This is a genomic window from Acidobacteriota bacterium (assembly GCA_016196035.1).
GTDB lineage: Bacteria > Acidobacteriota > Blastocatellia > RBC074 > RBC074 > JACPYM01.
Map to the genome: position 1 here is coordinate 1 of JACPYM010000026.1, position 25,235 is coordinate 25,235.

At 60.4% G+C, this 25,235-nt stretch carries 18 protein-coding genes; 5 read left to right on the plus strand and 13 right to left on the minus strand.

Going from position 1 to position 25,235, the window contains the following annotated elements; all coding sequences use genetic code 11:
* Positions 1–543 precede the first annotated feature (543 nt).
* The 10 genes from HY011_08955 to HY011_09000 form a co-directional block, all read right to left on the minus strand.
* Positions 544–966, minus strand: a complete 423-nt coding sequence (locus HY011_08955) for a response regulator transcription factor (GenBank protein MBI3423054.1) — start codon at positions 964–966, stop codon at positions 544–546.
* Positions 932–1,570, minus strand: a complete 639-nt coding sequence (locus HY011_08960; protein ID MBI3423055.1) for a response regulator — start codon at positions 1,568–1,570, stop codon at positions 932–934. The genes HY011_08955 and HY011_08960 overlap by 35 nt, the downstream gene beginning before the upstream one ends.
* Positions 1,571–1,701: 131 nt before the next feature.
* Positions 1,702–2,865, minus strand: coding sequence for a lipid-A-disaccharide synthase (gene lpxB / locus HY011_08965; protein ID MBI3423056.1), 1,164 nt, complete (start codon positions 2,863–2,865; stop codon positions 1,702–1,704).
* The gene (locus tag HY011_08970; GenBank protein ID MBI3423057.1) at positions 2,862–3,134 is read right to left on the minus strand and encodes a TMEM165/GDT1 family protein; all 273 of its coding nucleotides are present in this window, start codon (positions 3,132–3,134) and stop codon (positions 2,862–2,864) included. Before HY011_08970 ends, lpxB begins: the two co-directional genes overlap by 4 nt.
* A gap of 142 nt (positions 3,135–3,276) precedes the next feature.
* On the minus strand, positions 3,277–4,206 hold the full coding sequence (locus HY011_08975) for a lysophospholipid acyltransferase family protein (protein ID MBI3423058.1): 930 nt from the start codon (positions 4,204–4,206) through the stop codon (positions 3,277–3,279).
* 307 nt (positions 4,207–4,513) lie between these two features.
* Positions 4,514–5,158: a carbonate dehydratase gene (gene can / locus HY011_08980; GenBank protein MBI3423059.1), complete on the minus strand. Its 645-nt coding sequence runs from the start codon at positions 5,156–5,158 to the stop codon at positions 4,514–4,516.
* 109 nt (positions 5,159–5,267) lie between these two features.
* Positions 5,268–5,801: a metal-binding protein gene (locus tag HY011_08985; GenBank protein MBI3423060.1), complete on the minus strand. Its 534-nt coding sequence runs from the start codon at positions 5,799–5,801 to the stop codon at positions 5,268–5,270.
* Positions 5,802–6,031: 230 nt separating this feature from the next.
* On the minus strand, positions 6,032–6,580 hold the full coding sequence (locus HY011_08990) for a hypothetical protein (protein MBI3423061.1): 549 nt from the start codon (positions 6,578–6,580) through the stop codon (positions 6,032–6,034).
* 207 nt (positions 6,581–6,787) lie between these two features.
* The gene (locus tag HY011_08995; protein ID MBI3423062.1) at positions 6,788–7,108 is read right to left on the minus strand and encodes a hypothetical protein; all 321 of its coding nucleotides are present in this window, start codon (positions 7,106–7,108) and stop codon (positions 6,788–6,790) included.
* A gap of 254 nt (positions 7,109–7,362) precedes the next feature.
* On the minus strand, positions 7,363–8,220 hold the full coding sequence (locus tag HY011_09000; protein ID MBI3423063.1) for a hypothetical protein: 858 nt from the start codon (positions 8,218–8,220) through the stop codon (positions 7,363–7,365).
* A 139-nt stretch (positions 8,221–8,359) separates the two neighbouring features.
* Between HY011_09000 and HY011_09005 the strand changes: the two genes are divergently transcribed.
* Positions 8,360–9,289, plus strand: coding sequence for a histone deacetylase (locus tag HY011_09005; protein ID MBI3423064.1), 930 nt, complete (start codon positions 8,360–8,362; stop codon positions 9,287–9,289).
* An 81-nt stretch (positions 9,290–9,370) separates the two neighbouring features.
* Positions 9,371–9,940, plus strand: a complete 570-nt coding sequence (locus HY011_09010; GenBank protein MBI3423065.1) for a sigma-70 family RNA polymerase sigma factor — start codon at positions 9,371–9,373, stop codon at positions 9,938–9,940.
* 135 nt (positions 9,941–10,075) lie between these two features.
* Here HY011_09010 and HY011_09015 read toward each other — a convergent pair whose 3' ends face one another.
* Complete coding sequence (locus tag HY011_09015) at positions 10,076–10,519, minus strand: hypothetical protein (protein ID MBI3423066.1); 444 nt, start codon at positions 10,517–10,519, stop codon at positions 10,076–10,078.
* Between the two features lie 293 nt (positions 10,520–10,812).
* Between HY011_09015 and HY011_09020 the strand changes: the two genes are divergently transcribed.
* From HY011_09020 to HY011_09030, 3 genes are all read left to right on the plus strand, one after another.
* A complete protein-coding gene (locus HY011_09020; protein ID MBI3423067.1) occupies positions 10,813–13,962 on the plus strand; it encodes a serine/threonine-protein kinase in 3,150 nt (1,049 codons plus the stop codon).
* A 438-nt stretch (positions 13,963–14,400) separates the two neighbouring features.
* Positions 14,401–14,892: a BON domain-containing protein gene (locus tag HY011_09025; GenBank protein ID MBI3423068.1), complete on the plus strand. Its 492-nt coding sequence runs from the start codon at positions 14,401–14,403 to the stop codon at positions 14,890–14,892.
* Positions 14,893–15,125: 233 nt separating this feature from the next.
* Positions 15,126–16,805 (plus strand): hypothetical protein, encoded by a 1,680-nt coding sequence (locus tag HY011_09030; protein ID MBI3423069.1) that lies wholly within the window; start codon positions 15,126–15,128, stop codon positions 16,803–16,805.
* A gap of 117 nt (positions 16,806–16,922) precedes the next feature.
* On the opposite strand, the gene HY011_09035 is transcribed toward HY011_09030, so the two are convergent.
* Together HY011_09035 and HY011_09040 are read right to left on the minus strand one after the other, a co-directional pair.
* Entirely contained in the window at positions 16,923–17,717 is a 795-nt protein-coding gene (locus HY011_09035) for a hypothetical protein (GenBank protein MBI3423070.1), read from the minus strand.
* Between the two features lie 280 nt (positions 17,718–17,997).
* On the minus strand, positions 17,998–25,095 hold the full coding sequence (locus tag HY011_09040) for a VCBS repeat-containing protein (GenBank protein MBI3423071.1): 7,098 nt from the start codon (positions 25,093–25,095) through the stop codon (positions 17,998–18,000).
* Positions 25,096–25,235 lie beyond the last annotated feature (140 nt).

The window sequence follows — 25,235 nt, forward strand, 5'->3', positions numbered from 1 at the left end:
GCTTCGGTCAGCAGGTTCGATTAGTCTCCTTTACGTGGTCAATCGCCACAACGAGATGATTCAACCTCTGACCTATCTACTCCAGCTACTTTCGCAACTGGAGTTTACCGCCGCACCTCTTACTCATCATGCCGTCTCCTATAAAAAATCCGGTGATGACAATGTAGGGGCAGACCTGGGTGTCTGCCCCGGTCGCTTTTGCGGCCTTCGATGCCGTCTGCGGCCACCTGGGCAGACACCCAGGTCTGCCCCTACATTGTCACCGAAAAATTTACAGCAAGAATTGTTTTGTTAAGCTGGGAAACCGGGCTGAAATTACCTGATCTGTAAAACCCTAGTCTGGCCTAGCGGAATCGTCCCCATACGTTGCCACGCTTAACGATTCCGCTAGACCAGAAAGGGTGCGACTTAAGCTCGTAGGACGAACCCGCGAAGTTCGTAACTACCCACAGCGCTTGTGCATCTTCCACGCTATCCCCAGATGCACCGGCTGTCCGTCCAAAAGCCGCACCCATCCGATAAACTTGCAAAGATCTGCCGCGCTTAACCGGCGGCCGAGAAAGCCGGCGCGCCGTCCTGCTCCGGCTGTTTACACCGGCTCAATTGGCGCAGGGTTTCGCTGACCAGTTCCAATTCTTCCGACTTGTCGAAAAAATAATCCGCCCCTGCCGCTAGGCAGCGTTCGCGATATTGCGGGTAAGGAAAACTGGTCAGAATGATAACTTTCAACTTCCCGCCGTCTTGCCGAATCTGTTGCAAGACCTCAATGCCGCTCCCGCCCGGCATCCGTAAATCCAGAATGAGTGCATCGGGCTTGATCACCTGCGCCAGTTGCAGCGCGGTCGCGCCATCGGGCGCCTCGCCTGCTACTTCGACTCCCTCAATCGCCGACAATAACCGCGTCAGCCGCTCGCGCAGCAGCGCCGAATCGTCAGCAATCAACACCTTTAAGCTCATCTTGCACATAACGATTCATTTCCCGGGCGGGTCGCCTTGCACGAGGCTGACTCTCTGCCTGACAGATCAGCCGCACGGCCGTGGGAATCAGGTGGTAGGGGTCCACCGGTTTTTTCAACAGCCACTGCGCGCCTGACCGTAACGCTTTGTTAAATGAAACAGTATTGATCTCTTCGGCAAACAACAGAATCGGCGTTGCCGAATCCAGCAGCCGGAACGCCTGGCACATTTCCAAGCCCGTATCGTCTTGCTGCGCTTCATCGAAGATAAAAAGATCAAACTGTTTTGTCTGTGCTTCACGTACTGCCGTCGCGGGGTCGGCGGCGTAGATGACGTGATAACCAATTGAATGCAATTTGTCGGTCACCAGGCGAATCAACGCCGCTTGGGAGCCGACCAGCAATACCTGCTTAAGGTCGTCTTTCATTTGTGCTTCGTCCACGCTTGCCTCACCGCTGAACCCGCTGCCTGGCAAGCCGCCATGCTGTTTTCGCCAAACGCGCGGCGTCAAACTCAAGCTCCCGGTCAGCTCTCCTATTTGCCTCATCACCAGTTCCGAAAGACGTGGAGAAGAATTCGGATCTGACACGCACAAAATAACAATGTGGCTCATGTTCTACTATCGGACGATGGATGAAAATCTTAGTAGGTGTTTGTCTTATAACCGAATGAGCACTGAGCCATCGGTCGGTGGCAGGCTGGCCGGACAAGCGTCAACAAATTGCCCGCGTAGTCAAGCGTGCATCAAGACGCGGCCAGCAACGCGATAATGCGTTGCGCCGCCCGTGCCGAGGCGTTGGCGTCGCCCAGTTGCTGGCGTAGTGCGGCCAATTCCGCGCGCTGTTGCTGCAAGCCCACCGGGTTACCCAGCAGCGTGACAAGCTCTGCCGCCAGGCGTGGCGCGTTCAACTCGTTTTGCAACAGTTCGAGTGCAATCTGCCGCCCAGCGATGAGATTGGGCATACCGACAAAGGGTACATTGATCAGCGGGTGAAAGAGCCGCCAATTCAAGGCGGAGGCACGATAGACCACGATCAGCGGCGTCCCGATGATGGCTGTTTCCAGCGTTGCCGTGCCGCTGGCGACGACGGCCAGATCGGCGGCGGCGATGGCGTTGTAGGTGTCGTGTTCAAGCAATCGTAATGGCAAGCGCACAACCGCCGCCGCAGGCACTTCAGCGCGCGTCAACGTGCGCGCCAGCGGCAAGACGAATTGAATCCGGGGCTGCGTTTGGTTGAGCAACTGCGCGCTTTCAAGCAACGGCGGCAGGATGTATTTGAGTTCCGAATGACGGCTGCCCGGCAGGAGCGCCACGATGGGCCGGGCCGGGTCGAGTTGGTAACGCGCACAAAATTCCGCTCTGGTCGCCGTCACGCGCACACTGTCGAGCAGCGGATGGCCGACGTAATCCACCTCGACGCCGTGGCGTTGATAGTATTCCTGTTCAAACGGCAGGATGACCAGCATGCGTTCGACATCGCGTTTGATTGCGTGGATGCGGTAACCGCGCCAGGCCCAGATTTGCGGGCTGATGTAATAGACGATGCGCTGGCCGTCGCGTTTGAGCCGCCGCGCCAGCCGCAAATTGAACTCCGGCCAATCAATCAGGATGACCAGATGCGGTTGGCGTGCGCGCGCGGCCTCACGCAAGCGCCGGAAGACGCGCAGAAATTTTGGCAATGCCTTGGCAATTTCGAGCGCGCCCATAATCGCCACCTCGCGCGCATCCACCAGCGTTTCGACACCCACCGCGCGCATCTCGTCGCCGCCCGCGCCAAAGAATTCCCACTGCGCGTCGGGCCGTTCCGCGCGCAAGGCCGCCGCTAGTTTCGCGCCGTGTTTATCGCCCGACGCCTCCCCGGCGACCAGCATGATGCGGATGGCGGATTCTGACTCCCGCCTGTTCATAACTTGCCCCAAAGCATCAGCGCACCTATGAAAATGAAGGCGACTGCCGCAGCTTTGTGCAGGTATTCGGCGTTGATGTAATTGGCCAGCACACTGCCCGCCGCCACGCCCAGCAACGAGACCGCCGTCAGGGCCAATGAAGCGCCGATAAAAACAGCCAGCGGTTTGCGGGTTTGCGCCGCCAGCGTGATCGCCGCCAACTGCGTCTTGTCGCCCAATTCGGCCAGGAAGATCGCGCCGAAGGTTGTCAGAAAAACTTTCCAGTCCATAGGTTTTATCCAGTTGAGCGGAGTCTTCGCGGCGAAAAAAGGATTGGCCACAGAGGCACGGAGTCACAGAGGTAGAACGAGCGTCATCAAAGGTAAGAATTCCTCTCTGTGACTCCGTGCCTCTATGGCCAACCTCAGGTGATTAATAGATTTCTGGCGCACCAACTGGACGTGTGCGCCAGCGACGGTGAATCCACAACCATTGATCGGGATGGCGGCGAATTACGGCTTCCAGCCGCTGCGTATAGCGGGCCGTATTGGCTTGCACATCTTCTTTCTGATTGCCGGTGTTGATGGTTTCGACGGGCGGCTCGAAATGCAGCCGGTGAATCTGCGTCGCTTCGTCCCAGAGCAAATAACCAGGCAAAACAACCGCGCCCGTGCGCAAGGCCAGCGTCGCCACCCCCGCCGTCGTGCAGGCCGGGCTGCCAAAGAAATCGCAAAACACGCCTTCTTCGCGCGAAGCATTCAAGTCAGCCAAAATGCCGACCACGCCGCCCGCTTTGAGCGTTTTCAAAACCTCGCGCACCGAACCACGTTTATCAATGCCGCGATTGCCGAAATGCGCGCGGCGGCGTTCAGCCAGCGCTTCGACGAGCGGATTGTCCACGTTGCGTTTGAGAAAGGACATTGGGTAGCCGTAGACCGAATGCGCATAAACCGACAGCTCCCACGCGCCGATGTGCCCTGTCAGCAGGATCACGCCGCGTCCCTGGGCGACGGCGTCCAGATAGTTTTGCAGCCCTTCGTAAACGACGACTTGTTCGATGTTCGCACTTGTAAGTTTAGGGAATTGGCTGACTTCACCCAGCAGGCGGCCCAGATTGCGAAAGACGCCGCGCTGAATTTGTTGCCGCTCGGTTGCATCGAGACCAGGCAACGCCAAGCGCAGATTCGTTTCGGCGTGGCGGCGCAAATGGGGCAAGACCCGCTGCGCCAGAGCGCCGACCGCCTGGCCAACTTTGAGCGCCAACGCGCGCGGCAAGGCGCCTAACACGTGCAGGATCACCCAGGCGACGGCAAATTCGGTATAGCTGCGCAACCTGCCGCGTTGGGCAATGTGTTCCGCCAAAGTCTGTGGCTGTGGGGGTGTTTGATTGTGCTCGTGAACCGCTTGATACAAAACGGCGCGAAGCTAGCACGCGATGTGAAAGGCTGTCAATTTGCTGAAATTACGTAAGAGTGTGCGCAATTCGGCTGGCCCGTAGGCCTTTCAGCAAAGCATTCTTCATTTTCAATTCTCCATTCTGAGGCAGAGGCAACACTGGCGCAGGAACTCTTTGCCCAAGCATGGAGAATGGCGAATGGCGAATGGCGTTAGCCCAATGCTGACAAGGCTGCTGCATTCCGCACGCTCCTCAATTACGTGAACGGCGTCTTTACAGATAAGCCGCCGTGGCTTGTTGATAGGCGGGCCAGAGCGCGTCGCGGCTGCCGATAGTGACTTGCATGTCGCGCACGAGGCCGTCCTGCAAACCGTAAATCCAGCCGTGAATGAAAAGCTCTTGTCCGCGCGTCCAGGCGTCCTGCACGATCGTGGTTTGGCATACGTTGATGGTCTGTTCAATAACGTTTAACTCACAAAGCCGGGCGAGTCGTTGCTCTTCATCCGCCGTTTTGTGCAACGCCGCTGCGTGCTTTTCGGCAATGTCTTGCAGGTGGCGCAACCAGTTGTCAATCAAGCCGAGCCGCTGTGCCTGTAGCGCGGCCTTGACACCGCCGCAGCCGTAATGGCCGCACACGATAATGTGTTTGACCTGCAAAACCTCGACGGCGTATTGCAACACTGACAGGCAATTGAAATCGGTGTGCGTGACCAGATTGGCGACGTTGCGGTGCACAAACATTTCGCCGGGATCGAGTCCGACCAGTTGAGTCGCGGGGACGCGGCTATCCGAACAGCCGATCCAGAGGTAAGGCGGCGTTTGTTGCTGCGCCAGCTTGGCAAAGAAATCCGGCGTCAGACGGGTCATTTGGTTGGCCCAGTCGCGATTGTTTTGCAATAAGTGTGTCAGGGTTTTCATAGGCTCCGGTTTTCCTTGTGGGGGTGAATTTATTCGTGCCGCGCTCGCACGAGCAGATTCGCCCCCACGAGGAATGGAGTTGCTTCTCTTGATTGACCGGCAGCCAGCGCTAACGCCGCGAGCGCCGCATGGTTCTTTTCAATGACGACCAGATAATGTCCGCCGCCGTATGCGTCAGCGCGCCAAAACACATGCCGACAAAGCCCGCCAGCAGGTATTGCCGGTCGGCACCGCGCCAATAATCGAACACATCGTTGCGCAACAGCAGGTATTGCTGCTGCCACGTCGTTTGCACGCCGTGGATGTAGCTTTGTTGAATGTACAGCACGATGCTGCCGACAAAGGTGAAGACGCCCAGGAAATAAACGATGCGAACGATGGTGCCCAGGATAGGGCCGTGCGAAAACTTGGAGCGGTGTTGCAGCGCGGCCTGATACGGTCGCCACATAAACCGTAGCGGCCCCCAGCGGCGATAGGGGCGGCTATGCAAATCCAGATCGGGGCCGAACATCAGTCCGGCGAAAAGCATGGCGGCGGTGGCAATCAGCGCCAGCAGGGGCGCTTGCCAATACCACTGCGCCGTGATGAAGGTGACGGGGGCGAAAAGATAAGTGATGCGATCGTGCGTGTCCGCGTTTGGCATAGGGTTCGAGCGTGGCAAAACAGTTGCTGGACGGCACACACGCGGCGCAACAGCGGCGCGACGGTGTGCGTGAATTGCGAGCTATTTTGCTTCCCTTGAATAGTCAGATACCACGCGGCTCGTGCGAGTGTCAATTTGTGGAAATAGCAAAAGGCGCACAGAGGAGTTGGCTCCCTGTGCGCCTTTTGGTTACCAGACCGACTTCAGTCTAGGTTTGAGAGCCGCTTCTTTCAGTGCTTCTTCGGTGCCGCGTCTTTGGCGGCCCCAGCGGCTTTGTCCATCATGCCGCCAGCGGCGCTGGCAGCACCCGTCATTGCGCCTTTGGCGGTGTCGGCCATGGCGCCCGCCTTCTTCGCCGTTTCGGCCAGCGAAGTCACGGTTGCGGCCAGATTGCTCAAGGTCTTGTCGGTGCCGGGGGCTTTGATGTCCTTAATCCCCGCGAGGCTGGCGACAACTTTGTCAATGCCCGCTTTGACGGGGGCCGGCGCCGTGGCCGCCGCTTCGGTCAAATGCGTTTTCGTTGAGGTGAGCAAATCCTGCGCGCCCTGATAATTTTTCTCTTTCAATTCGCCGACCGCTTTGGTCAAGCTGTCTTTGGCGCTGGTCAGATGATCAGCGGCAGTCAATTTAGGCGCTTCGGTGGGGGCGGGTGTCGCGGCGGCAGGTGAAGCCGCCGGAGCCGGTGCGGGTTTGGGCGCTTCAGGTTGTGCACAACCTGAAAGCGTGAGCGCTGTGCCGATTAAACCGCTGGCAAAGACGATTGCGAGTGCTTGTTTCATTGAATTCCTCCGAAATTTAGTGAGTTGCGGTTGCAGTGAGCTGCATAACGCAGTGTTATGTCACCCGCTGTGAAACCGTCGAGGCTGCGGCACATATTGATACAGCGTGTGGGGTCAGTGTTGAGGCCGCTTTGGTGGTAAATCAGTGGGCCTGCGGCGCGTTTTTCACGCCGCAGGCCAGTTGGTAAATAATGCTACGTCGCCGAGTTAATCGGATTTCTTTTTCTTGCTGGATTTTCCTTCAGTCGGGGCAGGCGTTGAGTCTGTCGTTTCGTCCGACTTCTTAGACTTTTTCTTGGTGGACATTGCTTCAGCCTGTGCCTGTTGGCTTTCAGCGGGAGCCGCTGTCGGGGCAGCCTTTTTATCGTCTTTTTGGGAGTTCTTCCGGGCTTTCTTTTTCGGCTTTTTCTTGGACATCATCTCGCCGCCTGCCGCCGCTGTGGCGCCGCCCGCAAAGGGAGGATTATGGCCAAAGGCCGCGCCGCACATAAAGGCCGCCAGCACGAGCATCACGATGGTTTTCTTCATAGTTGTCATTCTCCTTCAAGCAAGGTCGTTGAAATGTGGGGTGCCAGGTTTGCTCGGAGGGCCGGCGCTTGCCGCTAAGCTTACCGGGCGTGAATGGTGCAACCAGTATGCCAGCTTGCAAGCCCGGGCTGAAAGGCTGAATTACGGCCTGCGTCTGCCGTGTCGGTAAGGACCAGGATTTTCTTCAGACGTTTTGTGGCGGATTGGCCGTGGCGGTTTTGCGGGTTGGCGCGCAGAAGCGCCACGTTGCGGCCTCAATCTTCAGCGGCGTTTTTCGCGGCATTCCCGGAACTGGTAGTCGGATTGGCGGGGCGGACGGGGCGGCGGAAAAGATTGTCCATCTGTTCCAGGTCTTTATTGCAATCCGTAATGAGCGCCGCCAAATCGGGGACGGCGGTTGTATTGCTGCTGCCCGTGACGATGCGTTCGACCAGCGTGTCGAAATGCGCGGCGGTCTCGCGCCCGTTGCGGCGCGCGGCGATGACTGGGCGTAAATCTTGCCAGGTTTCGCGCAGGGCGTTGACGCGCTCGCGTAAGAGCGCCTCGTTATTCAACTGGCTCCAGAGTTCAACCTCGCGCACCAGAAAGTTGAGCCGCACGATTTCCAGCGGCATGCCGTGTGAACCTAAGCGGGCGCGCAATTCACTGACAATGGCGTAAAGTTGATTGAGCGCAAAGCGCGCATTGCCCGCGTGCTGTTCGTTCAACGCCCGCGCCAATTCCACGCGATAAAGCGCGAGAAAGTCCGGCCAGAGCGGCGAGAGTTCGGCCTGATTCAATTGCGGCGCGGGCAACTGCCGGGTCTTATTCGTAAATTCTGCAAAGCGGGTTTGCGCCGCGGCCCAGTCGCTCGCCAACACCGCGTCGCGCAACTGATCGAGCAGTGCTACGGCCTGGCCCATATCTTCGTACATGCGTTTTTCCGCCGTCGGTTGGCGGCTGGGTGTGGCAGCGGCCACGGCGGCCGGTGCGGCAGCTTGTGTTGGACTTGGGGCGATGGCCGTCATCCCTGGGCGATTGGGTTTCTTGCTGATATAGCTCGAGACGAGCGCGAAGCTACCTAGCGTTAGCCCGGCCAAAACAACCGCCGTGATGGAAGATTTATGCGTCACTCTTATTTACTCTGTTGAACGCTTGACGAGGAACGCTGCGCCAGCGTGCGTTGCGTAACCGATAAAAGACCGTCAAACCAGCAAACCGCATACCAGCCAACTATTGCCCACCGCGCCAAACATGCTTAACATCCGCGCTATGTCCACCGCAATCATTTATTCCGACGACTATTTGCGCCACGATACGGGCGATCACCCCGAACGGCAAGAACGCTACAGCGCCGTGCTCGGCGGGTTGCAGGCCGACGCTGGTTTGTGGTCGGCGTTGCACAAACTCGCGCCGCGCGAGGCGACTCTCGCAGAATTGTTGCGCTGTCACACCGAACAAACGATTGCGCGCGTCGGGCGCGCCTGCGAATTCGGCTACGCCGCGCTGGATGCCGACACGCAGGTTTCGCCCGAATCCGAACGTATCGCGCGGCTGGCGGCGGGCGGCGCCTGTCGCGCCGTGGATGCCGTGCTGACGGGCGAGGCCGCCAATGCCTTTGTCGCCTGCCGTCCGCCGGGGCATCACGCCACAGTGGGCCGTTCAATGGGCTTTTGTCTGTACAACAATGTCGCAGTGGCGGCGCGTTATGCGCAGGACAAATACCCTGAACATGTCAAACGTGTGCTCATCGCCGATTTCGACGTGCATCACGGCAACGGCACACAGGACATTTTTTACGATGACCCCTCGGTTTATTTTTTCAGCCTGCACCAATATCCCTGGTATCCCGGCACCGGCGCGGCCAACGAACGCGGCGCGGCGGAAGGCACGGGGTTCAATCTGAATGTGCCCGTGCACGCGGCCACGCCCGTGGAGGATTATGTGCGGCTGTTTGAAGACGGATTGGCGCAGGTCATGAAGAGCTTCGCGCCCGATCTGGTCGTCGTTTCGGCTGGCTTTGACGCGCATCGCGAAGACCCGCTGGGACAGTTGTTGCTGGAAGACGCGACCTACGCACGGCTGACGCAGCGCTTGAAAGAAGCCGGACAGGGGCGTGTCGTGGCCTGTTTGGAAGGCGGCTACAACCTGCACACGCTGGGCGCGACGGTGCGGGCACATGTGGCGGCGCTGGCGGAATAGCGTCCTGATTGGAAATCGCTTGGGCCAGCGACGGCTTGAGCAACTGCCCTTCTGCCCCGGCAAAGGAAGGATAATTCGAATATGGCTACTTCATCTTCGCACGCAGTCACACAATTGTTATTGGCCTGGGGCCAGGGCGAAGAAGGCGCCTTGGCGCAGTTGGTGCCGCTGGTCGAAACCGAATTGCATCGGCTGGCGGAATTGTATTTGCGGCGCGAGCGGCCCGGCCATACCTTGCAACCCACCGCGCTGGTCAATGAAGCGTTTGTTCGGTTGATTGACGGCGGGGCGGTGCAATGGCAGAACCGCGCGCAATTTTTCGGCATTACCGCCCAAGTGATGCGACGCATTTTGGTGGATCACGCCCGCCGCAGGCAGCAACAAAAACGTGGCGGCGATATGTTGCGCGTTTCGCTCACTCAAGCCGAAAACGCCGTCCAGGAACAGAGTGCCAGCGTCATTGCGCTGGATGACGCGCTGGCCGCATTAGAGGCTTTCGATCCGCGCAAGAGCCGGCTGGTCGAATTAAAATTCTTCGGCGGGTTGAGCGAGGAAGAGATCGCCGAAGTCATGAATCTGTCATTGCGCACCGTGCAACGCGATTGGAATCTGGCGCGCGCCTGGCTCTATCAAGAGCTGGCTAAAAAGTGAGCGCCTCGGCAGCGGCGGTCAACCTTACGAAAAAACTTTCCCAGGGGTGCGTGTAGTGGCTGAAGCCACCGTATGGCGCCGCCGCTGCGTGCGCTGGCTGAGTTGCAAGCACGCGGCGGCAGGTGTGGGGAAGGTTTATTCCACCGTGATGGTGACGGTCTCAGGGACGGCCTGATGGCGCGCCAGGTTTTTTGCGGCCTCGGCGGTCTCGCGTTCGCGGCGCGATTTGGGCGCTTCAAAATAGTTCCCCGTGAAGGCTTGTTTGACGCTGCTCAAAAAATACTGGTCACCGTAGCGGCGAAAATCCAGTTGGGCTTTTTCATTCGGCGTGCTGCGTTGACCCGCATTGGTGATCACCGCCACGCTTTTGGCGGTCTGGTCATTGCGCACGATCAAGACGCCCGCCGCATTGGCGCGGCTCACGGTGTAAGTGCCTGCCGGAAGCCGCTGGCTGCCGATATTGAAGTCGAACGGAATTTTCGCCGTCATCAAATTCGTTCCCAGGGCGGCCACGGCCACGGCGGCCAACACAGCGGTGCAAACCAACGTCAGCATCATGTTCAAAGCGGTTCTTTTCATACTGTCCTCCTTGTGAATCCAACATTCTTTGATTGCCGGGCAGCGTTTTCCACGCTTGTGTTTGCTGTCCGTCTGTCCTCACTGGGTAATGCGCCGAGACCGCCGCAAACCCGCCAAACAGTACAAAACTTTTTTGTGAGCGCTTGGGCGAAAATGGCTAGAACGCGACTGGTGTGCTAGATTCCGCGCGCAAAACCATCGCGCAAGCAGAATCAAAGGGGTAAGCGGACTGGGTTATTCGTCCTGTAACCAGGTCTGCCACGTGTGCGATTTGCCCCTAGGCTTTGTCCCCTATGACCCCTGAACGCTGGCAACGAATCGAACAGCTTTATCACGACGCGCTGGAGTGCCCGGCCAATGAGCGCGCTGCTTGGTTGGTGTCCGTCTGTGGGGACGATGCCGAGGTGCGGCGCGAAGTCGAGTTGCTGCTGGCTGCCAACGATCAGGCCAGCGGGTTTTTGACCGCGCCCGCCCTGCAACTGGCCGCGCAAAGTCTGGCCGCTGACGAAAAGCCAACCAAGCCGCTGGGTGCGGCCATCGGGCAACAACTCAGTCATTACAAAATCCTGGCGCGCATCGGTGCCGGCGGCATGGGCGAAGTTTTTTTGGCGCGCGATGCCAGTCTGGAACGCCGCGTCGCGCTCAAGTTATTGCCGCAGAAATTCACGCAAGACCCCGAACGCCTGCAACGCTTCATCCGCGAAGCCAAAGCCGCCAGCGCGCTCAATCATCCCAACATCATCACGATTTATGAAATTGGCGTGGCCGCTTCTGAACACGGCCAGACCCATTTCATCGCCACCGAATACATCGAGGGCGTGACCTTGCGCGATTGGAAGCCGGACGAAGAAAGCAAACGCCTGCACCGGACGCTCGAACTCGGCTGCCAGATCGCGTCGGCGTTGGACGCGGCGCATCACGCGGGCATCGTGCATCGTGACATCAAACCCGAAAACCTGATGGTGCGGCCCGATGGCCTGGTCAAGGTGCTGGATTTCGGCTTGGCCAAACTGACGGCGACGAGCAATTCCGGCGACAACCAAATTGACACCGACGCCCAGACGACGCCCGCTGAGATGCAAACACTGCCGGGCATGATCCTGGGCACGCTGCGTTACATGTCGCCCGAACAGGCGCGCGGACGGGCGCTGGATGCGCGCACCGACATTTTCAGTTTGGGCGTGGTGCTTTATGAATTGCTGACCGGCAAGCCGCTGTTTGAAGGCGAGACGACCGCCGACGTGATCGCGGCGATCATCCACAAAGAAATGCCGCCCTTGAATGTGTACCTGCCCGACACGCCACCCGAACTGGAACGCATTCTGCGCAAGGCGCTCGCCAAAGACAGCCGCGACCGGTATCAGACCGCGCGCGATGTGCAGATTGACTTGCAGGCGCTCAAGCAGGAATCCGCAATGAGCGCGCGGCTGGCGCGTTCGGGGCAGGCGCAGACCTCCGGTTCAGCAGCCGCGCAAGTTGTGCTGCCAACCACCCCACGGTTCCCCTTCAAGCGGGCCAGGTGGGCTTTACCGGTGGTGGCGTTGCTGGGCGGCGCGCTCTGGTGGTGGTCGGCTGAACGCGGCAGGTCAGTCGAAGCTCCGCCGCCGGCCTCGCTGAAGACGGCGGAGGTCTTTACCTGGCAGAGCGCGATTGGCGAAGTGAACAGTCTGGGTTCGTTCTCGCCGGATGGGAAATGGGTGGCCTTTACTTCGTTCAAAGGCGGAACCAGCAGCGTGTGGGTCAAACAGGCGGCGGCGGGCGGGGCCGAACAAAGCACCAAAGACGAGTTTTACAATCGCAACCCGATCTGGTCACCGAATGGAGAAGAGCTGGCCTACATTTCGATGCGTCCCAATCAGCCGGGGATTTGGCGCAAACCTCCGCTCGGCAATACGCCGACCTTGCTCAAGGCACTGGCGGCGAATGAGATTGGCGTCCAATTACGGACGTGGTCACGCAGCGGCGCAACGCTCTATTACGAGGTGAATCATAATCTTTATGCGCTCGATCTAAGGACGGGGGCGGCCAAACAGTTGACCAATTTCACCGCCGCGCAAGTCGTGCAAAATACGATCAGCATCTCGCCTGACGAATTGCAGATCGCCTATGGCGGCAGGGTTGATCAGGAGGATGCTATTTTCACAATGCCTGTCAGTGGTGGCGCGCCCAAGCGTGTAGCCAAGCTGGCGGCGAGAGCCTCAAAAACGGTTTGGCATCCCGATAACAAGCGCATCTTTTTTAGCGCGAGCAGCGGGGGCGCGTCACAAATCTTCGTGGGTGACCGGGCAGGCCACCAAGCCGTACAGCTCACGTTCGGCGATCAGGACATCCGGGTGTTGGATGTTTCGGCGGATGGCACGAAGGTGCTTTACGGCTCGTCATTGGAAGAGTCGGACCTTTGGGGCGTGCAGGTGGCCAAGGCCGAAGAATTTGCCGTGGCCTCAGAGATCGGCTTTGAAAGCTGGCCTGACGTTTCACCCACTCGGCCCATCGTCGCCTATCAGAGTGTCAGGAATTTCAACCAGGCGAACAATCTTTATCAGAGTTCGATTCTGACCAAATCCCTCAGTTCAGCAGACAGGCCGGTGGTGCTGGCAAAAGAAGCCGTTTGGCCCAAATGGGCGCCCGATGGCAAGCGGCTGGCCTTCAGACGCAGGCAAGGCCGCGAAGATAGCCTTTGGACGATCACTGTCAGCAGTGGTGAAGAGAATCAATTAGTGAAAGGCGCTTTGTCCGGGATCAATGCTACTCCCTTGCCCTACAATCGTATGCAAGCGACTAACTTTGATTGGTCGTCGGATGGCAGCAGGCTGGCGTATAGCAAGGAGACAAATGGGCTGTTCAATCTTTGGGTAGTTGCCGCTGACGGTTCAAGTAATACACAAGTCACGAACCATAGAGAGCCGGGCGTGAATGCCGATAGCCCGTTTTGGTCAGCAGACGGCAAGCGCTTGGCTTATTTGATCGCAACCCCTAAAGCAGTGGCTGGTCTCTGGGTAACCGAAGCCGGAACAAAAAACTCGCGGGCTGTTTTGCCAGAAAACAATTTAGTACGCTTGCTAGGTTGGTCGCAGCAAGACAAGGAATTGGTCTTCGCCAGACGGCCACGGGGCAATGATCACCTTTCTCCCTCAGAAATTAGTTTGCTGCGTATTTCAGTCGCCACGGGCGAACAGAAAGTGATCGCTGTTTTGCCAAATACCTATTTGCATAACATTTATCTCTCCACAGACAAGCAAACGATTGCCTATGTCGCGCGGCAGGATGGGAAAGATAACGTCTGGGTGCTGCCGGTCGTGGGTGGCGTTGCGAAGAAACTGACCAGCAACAACGATCCACAACTCTATCTTTCCAGCTTGGCTTGGTCGCCGGATGGCCGTGCCGTCTTTTTTGGCAAGCAGACCAAGCATAATGTGATTGCGATGCTGACCAACTTTGAATGAGCAACGCCCATTTGTGTTGAGGCAGCTTCTCCAAAAAAAATATTTTCGGATGGCGGTTTTCAGTCACTTTTTGCGCATGGCTTAAATGAAGAGTATGCGTAATTCAGCAGGTTCCGCATCCGGCTCTGTCGGAGCCAAATGTTTATAGAAATCGCGTGGTCATTGTTCCCAAGCTCCGTAGGAGCGGCCTGTACCAGATGTCGCTCCTACGGAGATTGGGAACAATTGCTCGCCAAAACTATAAACAGGCCGCGCCGCTGGCGCTAAAACCGTTGGAAGCATAGGTCGTGAATTACGCATAGGCTCCACCTAAACAAGGGCCAACTGTGTAAAGAGTGGCTTCAGATCAAAACAAGTAGTTTTACACACCCATTGACCAGCATGGAGCAATGCGCAGTTGCAGCGTCTGTGCCGGTCGTGATTGAAGGAGAACACACGATGTCCAAGAAATTTACGCTGGCCAGTCTCACGCTGATTGGTTTGCTGGTGTTGGTCTTTGGTGACGGGTCTTTTGCCGCGCGCCGCCACACCGCCCTTAGCAACACTCTGAAAGCGGGGCCGCAAGCGGTTGCCAGCCAACCGCCAAGCGATGCCGAACTGTTGAAAGCCGTGATGGCGAATATCCGCAAAGGGATGACCGACGCAAAACTAAAGGCCTTCAAGGACGCAGGGTTCAGGTTCGGGATTAGCTGCCAACAGGGAGTGGTTACCTTAAGTGGCAGGGCTCCAGGAAAAGCCAACCGCGCTAAGATTGTTGCTCTCGTCGGAGCGACCAAAGGCGTTAAGCGGGTGATTCGCAAAAACTTTACCGGCCTTATCGGTCACTGTCCGGCAGGCACGATTGATTGTTTTGGTGATGGGTCGGTATGTGCCGCAACTCAGGCGGAGTGTGGCACTGAGTGTTGTATTCCGCCGGGAGAGGGGAATTAGTCTGTCGGCAAAGCGGGTGGCCTGTATTCAGTGAAGGGAGCGTGTTCGCATGTCCCGAATCCGGCTCAGCAGGAGCCAAATGTTTAGCGCACCCGTGTGGTTTATTGTGCTCAAGCTGCGTCGGAGCGGCACGTGTCAAATGCCGCTCCGGCGCGGAGCTTATGAACAGGCGCGCCAAAACTAGCAAGAGGCCCCGCCGCTGGCACTAAAACCGTTGAAATCAAGGGCCGTCAATGATGAAAAAAACTAAGCCGAACCCTTCTTCTGAAAAACAGAATGACAGCAATAAGCAAGCAGAACTGACTGAAGAAGAGGGATTCCAGCGACTGGAACTTGAGGAGCTTAATCAGCCGCCCAAACTGGTTCCGAACGAGGGGGTGCGCGGGGCGGAATTAAGCCAAAAGGTCGAGCAGTTTCGCCAGCAATTGCAGGGGCGATACGACACGGCGATGGCACAGGGCGCGCGCCGCCTCGTCAGCCAAACTGTCAAAGAAACGGTCGTTGATGACATCGTCCGGCGCGGAGCTTCCGGCCAAAGCCGCAGCCAACTCGAACAGCTTCCCATCGGTGAGTTGCATAAATTTTTGCCGCGCTTCGATTGGCGGATCAAGGCAGTCGTGCCAGCGGTGCGCGATCAGGAGAAGTGCGGTTCGTGCTGGGCGCATACGGCGACGGCGGTGTTGGAAAGCAATTTGCGGATTCAACTGGCGAACTTTGCGACGAACAATATGGATTCACGTCCCGACACGTTTTTTGTTTCCTGGGTTGATCTGAATGTGCACAGCACGTTGCATTGCGTGGCGCCGCGCAACTGTAACGGGGGCGGGCGGTATGAAACGGCGTTCAACTATTATTTCAAACGGGGCATTCCGCATAGCGAGGTCAGCCTGAACGGCACACCGCTCGATCAGCCCGCGCCCGCGCAACCTGTCGCTAAAATTCCGGAACGGGATAGGCCCCTGCCCAAAGGACATTGTCAGAACCAGACCACCGACAGAATCAAAATCGTCGGTTGGGATTATGTGAATCAGGCCAAGCCTTTTGCCATTCCGCCCGTTGAAGATTTGAAAAGCGCCTTGCTGGAACACGGCCCGTTGGCGGTGGGCATCAATACGAAGGGGTTGGAAGAGTACGGCGATTTGCGGCTGCTTGAGCAAAGCGAAGAACTCGGCAGGAATGCCGACACGGGTATTAGTTTCAAGCGCGAGCAGATAAGCGGCGGCTTGCTTGTTTGTATTCCCGCCAAACTGGTGCGCAAGCAAGCGGTACCCTCTCTGAACGGCGAGTTCTTCAATCTGAATCTGCCCAAGGGCGGGGATCGCCGTTACCAGTTTTTGCCAGAGGCTGCGGCGATCTTCACGCAAGGCACACATCTTCGTGCCGCTCAAAAAGACCTGGATGTGGCGGAGTTTAATCACATAAACACAGATGTTTTTGGGGGGCCTGGCAAAGATTCTATACGCGAGACTGAAACCTTTATTTTGCATTTCCCCGCCAGCAATGCGGTGAACCTCGAACAGGATTCCGCCACCAGCAAGTTTGCGCTGCGCTTGCCCCAAAACACGGACGCGAAAATGCGCCTGAACGCACGGGGTGAACTGACGCTGGTGATTCCCTGGCAACCGCCGGAAAACCTCACGCCGGTTTTTGAGGCCAGGGCCGATTTGCCGTTCAATCATTACGTTTTGGTGGTTGGCTGGGACGACCGCAAGCAAGCCTGGATCATGCAAAATTCATGGGGCGAAGCTTGGGGATTCCCTTGTGGCTTCTCCAGTGACAGTGCTGGAAAAACGGTTAACGGCGGCTATGCCTACGTCCGCTATGGCACGTTCGGGCAGTTTGCCGCCTGGGTTGAAGCTCCCTTGATTGAGCAGCGGCTGGCCGAGAGACTCAAGCGCGTGCCAGCACGGTGAAGCCGGACTGGTACGCGCTTGGCTTACCCGCTTAACCTTTACAACAGCGGTTGGCAGGCCGCACGCATTCGAGTTGAAGTAGATTGGGGGAACGCCAGACGGCCTGGCCGTTTGTACCTATTTCTGCGCTTCAGGCCGGATGCTCAGTTCCGGCACGTAGCGCACGGTCAGCATTTCCGAATGCGCCACGACGCCAGCGGGCGCCGCCGTCGCCAGATTCAATTCGGCCTTCGCCTTGCTCGAGGCCTGCGCAAACCTGAACCCGTCGGCATAGGAATCGAAGAGCAGCAACGTGCGGTATTCATTGGTGTCGCCGCCCACGGCAACCTTGCCCACCAATACGCCTTTGATACCGGCTTTCTTCGCCGCCGGCAGGTTGCTTTCCTTGACATATTTTTCCCATTCCGCCGCGCGACCAGGCGTCACGGTTGTGCTGATCGCCGACGCCAGTTTGATCGGCTCGTTCGAGGTCGGCGCAATGCCCAAGTCGGGCCGGCCTTGCGCGACGTAGCTATGCCATTCCGCCAGCAGCCGTCCCTGTTTGTTGTTCAGCGCCCGCGCGCCTTCTTCGCCCAACGCCTTGACGAGCGGCGTGGGTTCATCGAGTTGGGCAAAATTCTCCAGCGCCGCCGAGATGATGACCCACTGGCGCACATCGCCCTGGACGACCTGCAACACGGTGTGCTGTTTGACGCCGGCTTTCTTCAAGGCCGGCAGCACTTCGTTTTTGTAGAGGGCTTGCCATTCGGCGCTCACGCCCGGATTCGTTTTGAGCACTTGCACGCGGAAAAACTGCGGCGCGGGCGGCGCGGTTTGCGCGAACGTGAAGGACGCGAGCGCGGCAGCCAGCAGCAGGCTGCATAGCGCGGCGCGCGTGAATTGCGAAGTGGATTGGTGAACGACGTGTGTCATGGTTTTCTCCTTGTCGGTTGTGGTTGATGTGCTGCCGCAGGCGACGCAAGCCAGCGGCAAATTGCGTTAGACCAGTTTGCAATTGAATGTACGGGCAGCGCGGCTAAGACAGTACCGCGCGCGTGAGCAAGCGGGACGTCAACGCTGGCGCAATACGGTCTACCTTGAGTCTCCGCTTGCTCACGCGCGCGGTACTGCCCCGGAGCGCGCTTTTTCCCGTACACTGATCTGCAACCCGATCTAACGCTAGATTCGTCCCAGCTCAGCCAGCGCGCCTGGCTCATTGGCGCGGGGCCGGCAGTGGGGCCTCGCCCGGTTGCCCTTGCGCCTGCACGTGAATGCTTTGATCGGTTGAATAGCGGACGTACCAGCGGCTCTCGCGCAAACGCCAGACGGTGAGGTCGGCTTGCCCATCGCCGTCGTAATCGCCCGTGACCGGCACATCCCAATACGGCGCATAGCCCGCGCCCCAGGGCACGATTTGCGCCGCGCCATCCGCTGAGCGCCGGATGTACCAGTTGCCCTCCGACCCGCGCCAGACGGCGATGTCAGTCTTGCCATCGCCGTCGTAATCGGCGGCCACCGGCGTGTCGCTGCCCAGGCCCCAGGCTTTCACCAGCGGCGTGCCCGTGCGGCTCAGCTTGACGAACCATTCCCCGCTGCCGCGCCGGAAGACAGCCAGGTCGGTGCGGCCATCACCGTCGTAATCGCCGGGCACGGGCACGTCCAGATAAGGCGCGGCAGCCGCGCCCCAGGCTTCGATCTCATACGCGCCGTCGGCGCTGCGCGCGATGTACCAGCGGCCTTCGCCGCCGCGCCAGACGGCCAGATCGGTTCGCCCGTCGCCGTCGTAATCGCCGGGCACGGGCACGTCGGAAGCCATCCCCCAGGCCTTGACCAGAGACTGCCCGCTCGCGCTGAGCCGCGCGTACCACGTGCCGTTGGCGGGGCGAAAGACGGCCACATCGCATTGGCCGTCGCCGTCGTAATCGCCCGGCACGGGCACGTCGCCCGGCGCGCCGAAATCAATGGCTTGCGTCGCGCCGTCGCTGCTGCGCGCGATCAGCCAGCGTCCGTTCTTGTCGTTCCAGGTGAAGAGGTCGCTGCGGCCATCGCCGTCGAAGTCGTTGCGGGCGTCTTGCTCCATCTCGCAACTGTCGTCGTCGCCCTGGTGGATGACGATGCTGCCGCCGCCCAACACAGTCGCGGGGGGGGCGTTGTCGGGCGCATTGAGTTGCGTGTCATAAACCAGCGCGCCACTCGGCTGATTCCAAACCTTGAGGCGGAGCTTGTCTTGCCCGCCGCCACCGGGCTGTTGCCCGTCAATGACAGTCAGCAGGAAACGATAGTCACCGGCGTTGTTGACCTTGCCTGTGCCGCGGTATTGCGCCCGTGCGCCCGCGACCACCAGCCATGCGTAGCTTATGCTCTTGAATTTGAAATTGGCCGCGCCGAAGCTGAATTCGGTCGCCCCCTCTGGAAGGGCGCGCCTCTTTTTGTACTTGGCCGAGAAACTGAATTCGGCTTTGCCGATCAAAGCCGGGTTCGACGTATAAGCGCCCGCCGGTGAATTGATCCAGCCGCCGCCGGTGACAAAGCCGGCGCAGGGGTCGTAAATCACGACTTGCGCCATCAACCCGCCGATGGTAGTGGCCGTGCCTTGCTGGCCGCATTGGTTGCCCACCGTCAGCAGCACCGGATAAACGCCCGGCTGGGTGAAGGTATAACTGGCGCTCACCGTGCCCGCGCCCTCATTCACCACGCCGGGCCGCGTCAGCGCGCCGAAGCTCCAGGTCGCGGTATGCGGCGCGCCGCCGCTATCCGTGAACGCGCCGCTGAAGCTGACCGCCGCGCCCACCGCATAGACCGCTTCGCTGGCGGGCGCGCTCAGGCTCACGACCGGCGCGGCGCACGCGCCGCCGCCGACGGTCAGCACGGCGACGCCGGACGTGACGCTGCCGCACGCGCCGCCGACCATCACGTCGTAATTGCCCGCGTCGCCGTTCGTGACCGCAGCGATGGTATAACTGCTGGCCGTGGCGCCGCTGATGTTGTTGCCGTTCTTGCGCCATTGGTAAGTCAGACTTGCGCCCGTGGCCGTGACCGTGAAGCTCGCGCTCTGGCCCACAGTCCTGGTCAGACTGGCGGGTTGCGTGGTGATCGCCGTTGCCGGATTGACTGTCAACGCGGCAACCGTCGAGGTCGCGCTGCCGCACGCGCCGCTCACGACGACATCGTAATTGGCGGCATCGGCTGCGGTGGCCGCTGCAATCGAATAGCTGCTGCCCGTCGCGCCGCTGATGTTCACGCCGCCCTTGCGCCATTGATACGACAAGCCCGTGCCCGTCGCGGTTACGCTGAACGTCGCGGCGGAACCCGCGCACGCCGTTTGATTGGTTGGCTGCGTCGTGATGGCCGTTACCGCATTGACCGTCAACGATGCCGCCGTTGAAGTCACACTGCCGCACGCGCCCGTGACTAGCACATCGTAGCTCGCGGCTTCCGCCACCGTGATTGCGGCAATCGAGTAACTGCCGCCGTTTGCGCCGCTGATATTCACGCCGCCCTTGCGCCATTGATAGGTCAAGCTTGTGCCCGTGGCGGCGACGTTGAAGGTTGCTGACGCGCCGGTACACGCGGTTTGATTGACGGGCTGCGTCGTGATGGCCGTCGTCGTGTTGACGGTCAATGTTGCGGCGCTCGAAGTCACGCTGCCGCAGGTGCTGTTCACGACCACCTCGTAATTGCCCGCGTCGGCTGCGCTGACAGGGTTGATGGTCAGGCTGGCGGCGTTTGCGCCGCCGATGCTGACGCCGCCTTTGCGCCATTGATAGCTGACCGCGCCCGCGCCGCTGGCCGCGACGCCGAAGGTCGCCGCACCGCCGGGGCAGGCCGTTTGATTGGCCGGTTGCGTGTTGATGGCCGTAGCCTCGCTAAGCGTCAGGCTGGCCGGAGAGGAAGTGACGCTGCCGCACGCGCCGCTGACAATGACGTCATAGCTCGCGGCATCGCCCGCCATCACGGCGGCAATTGTGTAACTGCTGCCGTTCGCACCGCCGATGCTCGCGCCGCCCTTGCGCCACTGATAGCTCAGGTTCGTGCCGGTCGCGTTGACCGCGAACGTGACCGCACCGCCCGGACACGACGCCTGATTGGCGGGCTGTGTGTTGATGGCCGTCGTGGCGTTGATCGTCAATGTGGCCGGGGATGAAGTCAGCGCGCCGCACGCGCCGCTGACGACGACATCGTAGCTCGCCGCATCCGCCGCAGCGGCTGCGGCAATGGTGAAGCTGTTGCCGTTTGCGCCGCCGATGCTTGCGCCGTCCCTGCGCCATTGATAGCTCAGGTTCGTGCCAATCGCCCCCACGCTGAACGTCGCGGACGCGCCCGCGCAGACGGGTTGACTGGCGGGCTGTATGTTGATGGCCGTTGTTGCATTGACGGTCAGCGTGGCCGCGCTGGAAGTCGCTGTACCGCACGCGCCGCTCACCACGACATCGTAGTTGGCGGCATCGGTGGCGTTGTAACTGCTGCCATTCGCGCCGCCAATGTTCGCGCCGTCCTTGCGCCACTGATAGGTCAGGCTCGCGCCCGTTGCCGCAACGCTGAAGGTGGCGGACGTACCCGCACACACTGTTTGACTGGCGGGCTGTGTGTTGATGACTGTCAGCGCGTTGACGGTCAAGGCCGCCGCGCTCGAATTCACCGTGCCGCACGCGCCGCTCACGATGACATCGTAGCTGCCAGCATCCGTCGCCGTGTAGCTGTTGCCGTTTGCGCCGCCGATATTCACGCCATCTTTGCGCCACTGATACGTCAAGGCTGTGCCGCTGGCCGCTACGCTGAAGGTTGCGGCTGTGCCCGCGCAGACGGTTTGACTCGTTGGTTGCATGGCGATGGCGGTTGCCGCGTTGACTGTCAACGTGGCAACCGCCGAGGTCAGGCTGCCGCACGCGCCAGTCACGACGACATCGTAATTGGCGGCATCCGCCGCAGTGGCTGTGGCAATCGTGAAGCTGCTGCCCGTCGCGCCGCTGATGTCCACGCCGTCCTTGCGCCATTGATAGCTCAGGTTCGTGCCGGTCGCGCTCACGGCCAAGCTCGCCGCGGCGCCGTTGCAGACGGTTTGACCGGCGGGTTGCGCGGTGATGGCCGTCACGGCATTGACGCTGAGCGCCGCCGCGCCGGAAGCCGTTGTGCCGCAGCCGTTGCTGACATCCACCGTGTAAGCGCCCGCGTCAGCCGCCTGCGCATTGCTGATGGTCAGCGTCGCGGCGGTCGCGCCAGTAATGGAGCTGCCGTCTTTCTTCCACTGATAGCCGGTCGCGCCGAGGGCCGTGACGCTGAACGTGGCCGTGCCGCCCGCGCACAGCGTTTGGCTGGCGGGTTGCGCGCTGATGACCGGTGCAGTGTTGACGATCAAGGTTGCGGCGTTCGATGTGATCGTGCCACAGGCGTTGACGGCATCCACCGCGTAAGCGCCCGCGTCGCCCGGTTGCGCGTTGTTGATGATGAGCGTGGCGGCGTTTGCGCCGCTGAGGGGCGCGCCGTTCTTGCGCCATTGATAGCCGGTCGCGCCGGTCGCGCTGACGCTGAAGCTGGCCGTGTCGCCGGCGCAGACTGTGGCGGCAACGGGTTGCGCGGTGATCGTCGGCGGATTGTTGACCGTCAACGTGGCCGCTGTTGAAACGACGCTTGCGCCGCAGGCGTTGACCGCGACGAGATCAAAGAGCGCGCCGTTGTCGCCGAGAGTCACGGCCGATGTGGTGTAACTGCTGCTGGTCGCGCCCGCGATATTCGCGCCGTTCTTGCGCCATTGATAGCTGAGCGTGCCGTTGCCGCCGCTGACGGCGGCGGTGAATGTCGCGGGTTGGCCCGGACAGACCGTTTGATTGGCCGGTGGCGTAGCGATGACCGCCGTGCCTTCGCTGTAGTGCGCAAAGAACTGCGCCTGTTGGCCGCCCGCCGTGGTGAAGTTGCCGCCGAGATAAAACTGCCCGCCCGCCGCCGCCAGCGCCGTGCCGAACGCGCTTGAATTGAAACCGCCGCCCAGTCCGCTGCCCACGGCTGACCAGGTATTGTTGACGGCATCCCAGCGCGCCAGTTCGTTGACGCCGGTCAAGCCGCCGGCATTGACGAAATCGCCGGTTGCGTAAATTGAATTCCCGCTCACGGCCAGCGCATTGACATTGTGGCTGGGGATGCCGCTGCCCAAGGCCGACCATGTTGAAGTGCTCTCGTTCCATTTGGCGATGCTGTCGGCTGGCACGCCGCCCGCGCTGGTGAAGAGGCCACCCACGTAAAGCTCGTTGCCGCGCACGGCCAGCGCGCGCACAGTGTTGGACTGCAAACTGGGGCCGATGCCACTGCCCAGCGCCGACCACGCGCTGCCATTCCATTTGGCGATGCCGTTGGCGGTGACGCCGCCCGCCGTGTCGTAACGCCCGCCCAGATAGAGGTTGTTCCCGCTCACCGCCAGCGCAAACACAAAGCTAATGCTGCCGCCGATGCCGCTGCCCAGCGCCGACCAGGCGCTGCCGTCCCATTTGGCAATGCCGCTGGCCGGAAAGAAGGTAGTGCAGGCGGCATTGCTGCAAGCCGTGGTGAAACTGCCGCCGGCATAAACGTCATTGCCGATGATGGCGATGGCATTCACGGTGCCGCCGCCGCTGCTGAGACCGCCCGACAGCGCCACCCAACTTGTCCCATTCCATTTCGCGATGCCTCTGGTCGCCACGCCGCCGACGGTGATGGTGAAATTCCCGCCCGCATAAACGTCGCCGTTGGCGCTCACTGCAATGGAGCGAACCTCAGAGCCAGCGCCGCCCGCGAGGCCGTTGCCGAGCGCCGACCATTGCGTGCCATCCCATTTGACGATGTTGTTGGCGGTCACGCCGCCCGCCACGGCGAATTGGCCGCCGACATAAACATTGTTGCCCTGCACTGTGACCGCCGTGATGTAGGGCGGAATATTGCTGCTGCCGTAGGAAGTGAAGATCGCCTTGCCGCCGCCGCCCAGCGCCGCCCACGCCGCGCCATTCCAACGCGCCAGGTTGCTCACATTCGGCCCGCCCACGCCGCGGAAATCGCCGCCCACATACACGTCGCCGCCCGTGGCCGCCAGCGCATAAACAGCCACGGTTAAGTTCGTCCCGCTGGCCGCCACACCGTTGCCCAGCGCCGCCCAGCTTGTGCCATTCCACTCCGCGATGTTGTTCACGGTGATGCCGCCCGCCGTCACAAACTTGCCGCCAGCCACGAGATTGCCGCCGCGCACCGTCAGCACTTTGACCGAACTGCTTGCGCCACTCGCGCCACTGCCAAGCGTGGCCCACGTGCTCCCGTTCCAGCGCGCCAGCAGATTGGCGCTGACGCCGCCCATCGTCGTGAAAGCGCCGCCCGCAACCAACTCGCCGCCATACCAGGCCAGTGCATTGACGGTGGTGTTCGCGCCCGTGCCCAGCGCTGTCCACGCGCTGCCGTCCCAACGCGCCACGCGATTCACCGTCACGCCGCCCGCCGCCGTGAAATCGCCGCCCGCATAAAGCTCCGTGCCGTTGAGCGCCAGCGCGAAGACCTGGCCCGCAAATGGCGGCGCGGTCAGGCCCGGGCCGAGCGCCGCCCACGTGCTGCCGTTCCAGACCGCGACGTTGTTCACGGTCACGCCGCCCGCCGTGCTGAAGACGCCACCGACATAAACATTGGCGCCGCTGATGGCGATGGCGCCGACGTTCGGATTGAAAGCCGAACTCAGACCTGTGCCCAAAGCCGACCACGCGCTGCCGTTCCATTTCGCCACGCCTTTGATATTCGCGCCGCCCGCCGTCGTGAACGTGCCGCCCGCATAAACATCATTGCCGCTGACAGCCAATGCCAGTACGTCGCTGTTGAGGCCGCTGCCCAGCGCCGACCACACGCTGCCGTTCCATTTGGCGATGCGATTGGCGCTGACAGTGCCGACGAGTGTGAACGTCCCGCCGACATAAACGTCGCCCGTCGCGCTGATGGCTACGGCATTGACCTGGCCGACGGGGCCGGGCGCGTAAAATTGCGTGTCCCAGTTTTCATCGCAAGTGACGGCCGGAGCCAGAAAGCGCGGCGCGCCATTGGCTGCCGTCGCCATACGCCAGCCGCGCGCGTCGAAGCTGCCGCGCAAGTCCGGCGCGCTTTTCAGCGTGCCATCCGCATTGAGCAGGCTCGGATTGAGCGCGCTTGGCGAGGGTGCGGGCGCGCCGGGCCACAGTGACGGCGCGTTCTGTGTCGCCACGGCCTGGCGCGGCGTGAAGCTGAAGAGCACGAAGACGGCGGCGAGCAGCAGCAGGCCGAGCAGCGCGGCGCGTGTGAATGGCGCGGGGGGCTGGCGAAATGCGGGTGTCATGGTTTTCTCCTTGGTGGGGTTGTGATTGAAATTGAAAGTAGTGAAGGTGCGGCGACACGCGGTGAGCCGCCACGCAAATTGATCTTCCTCGCTCCGTAGGAGCGCAATGTTTATAGAATGCGGCGCAAACACAGCCGCTA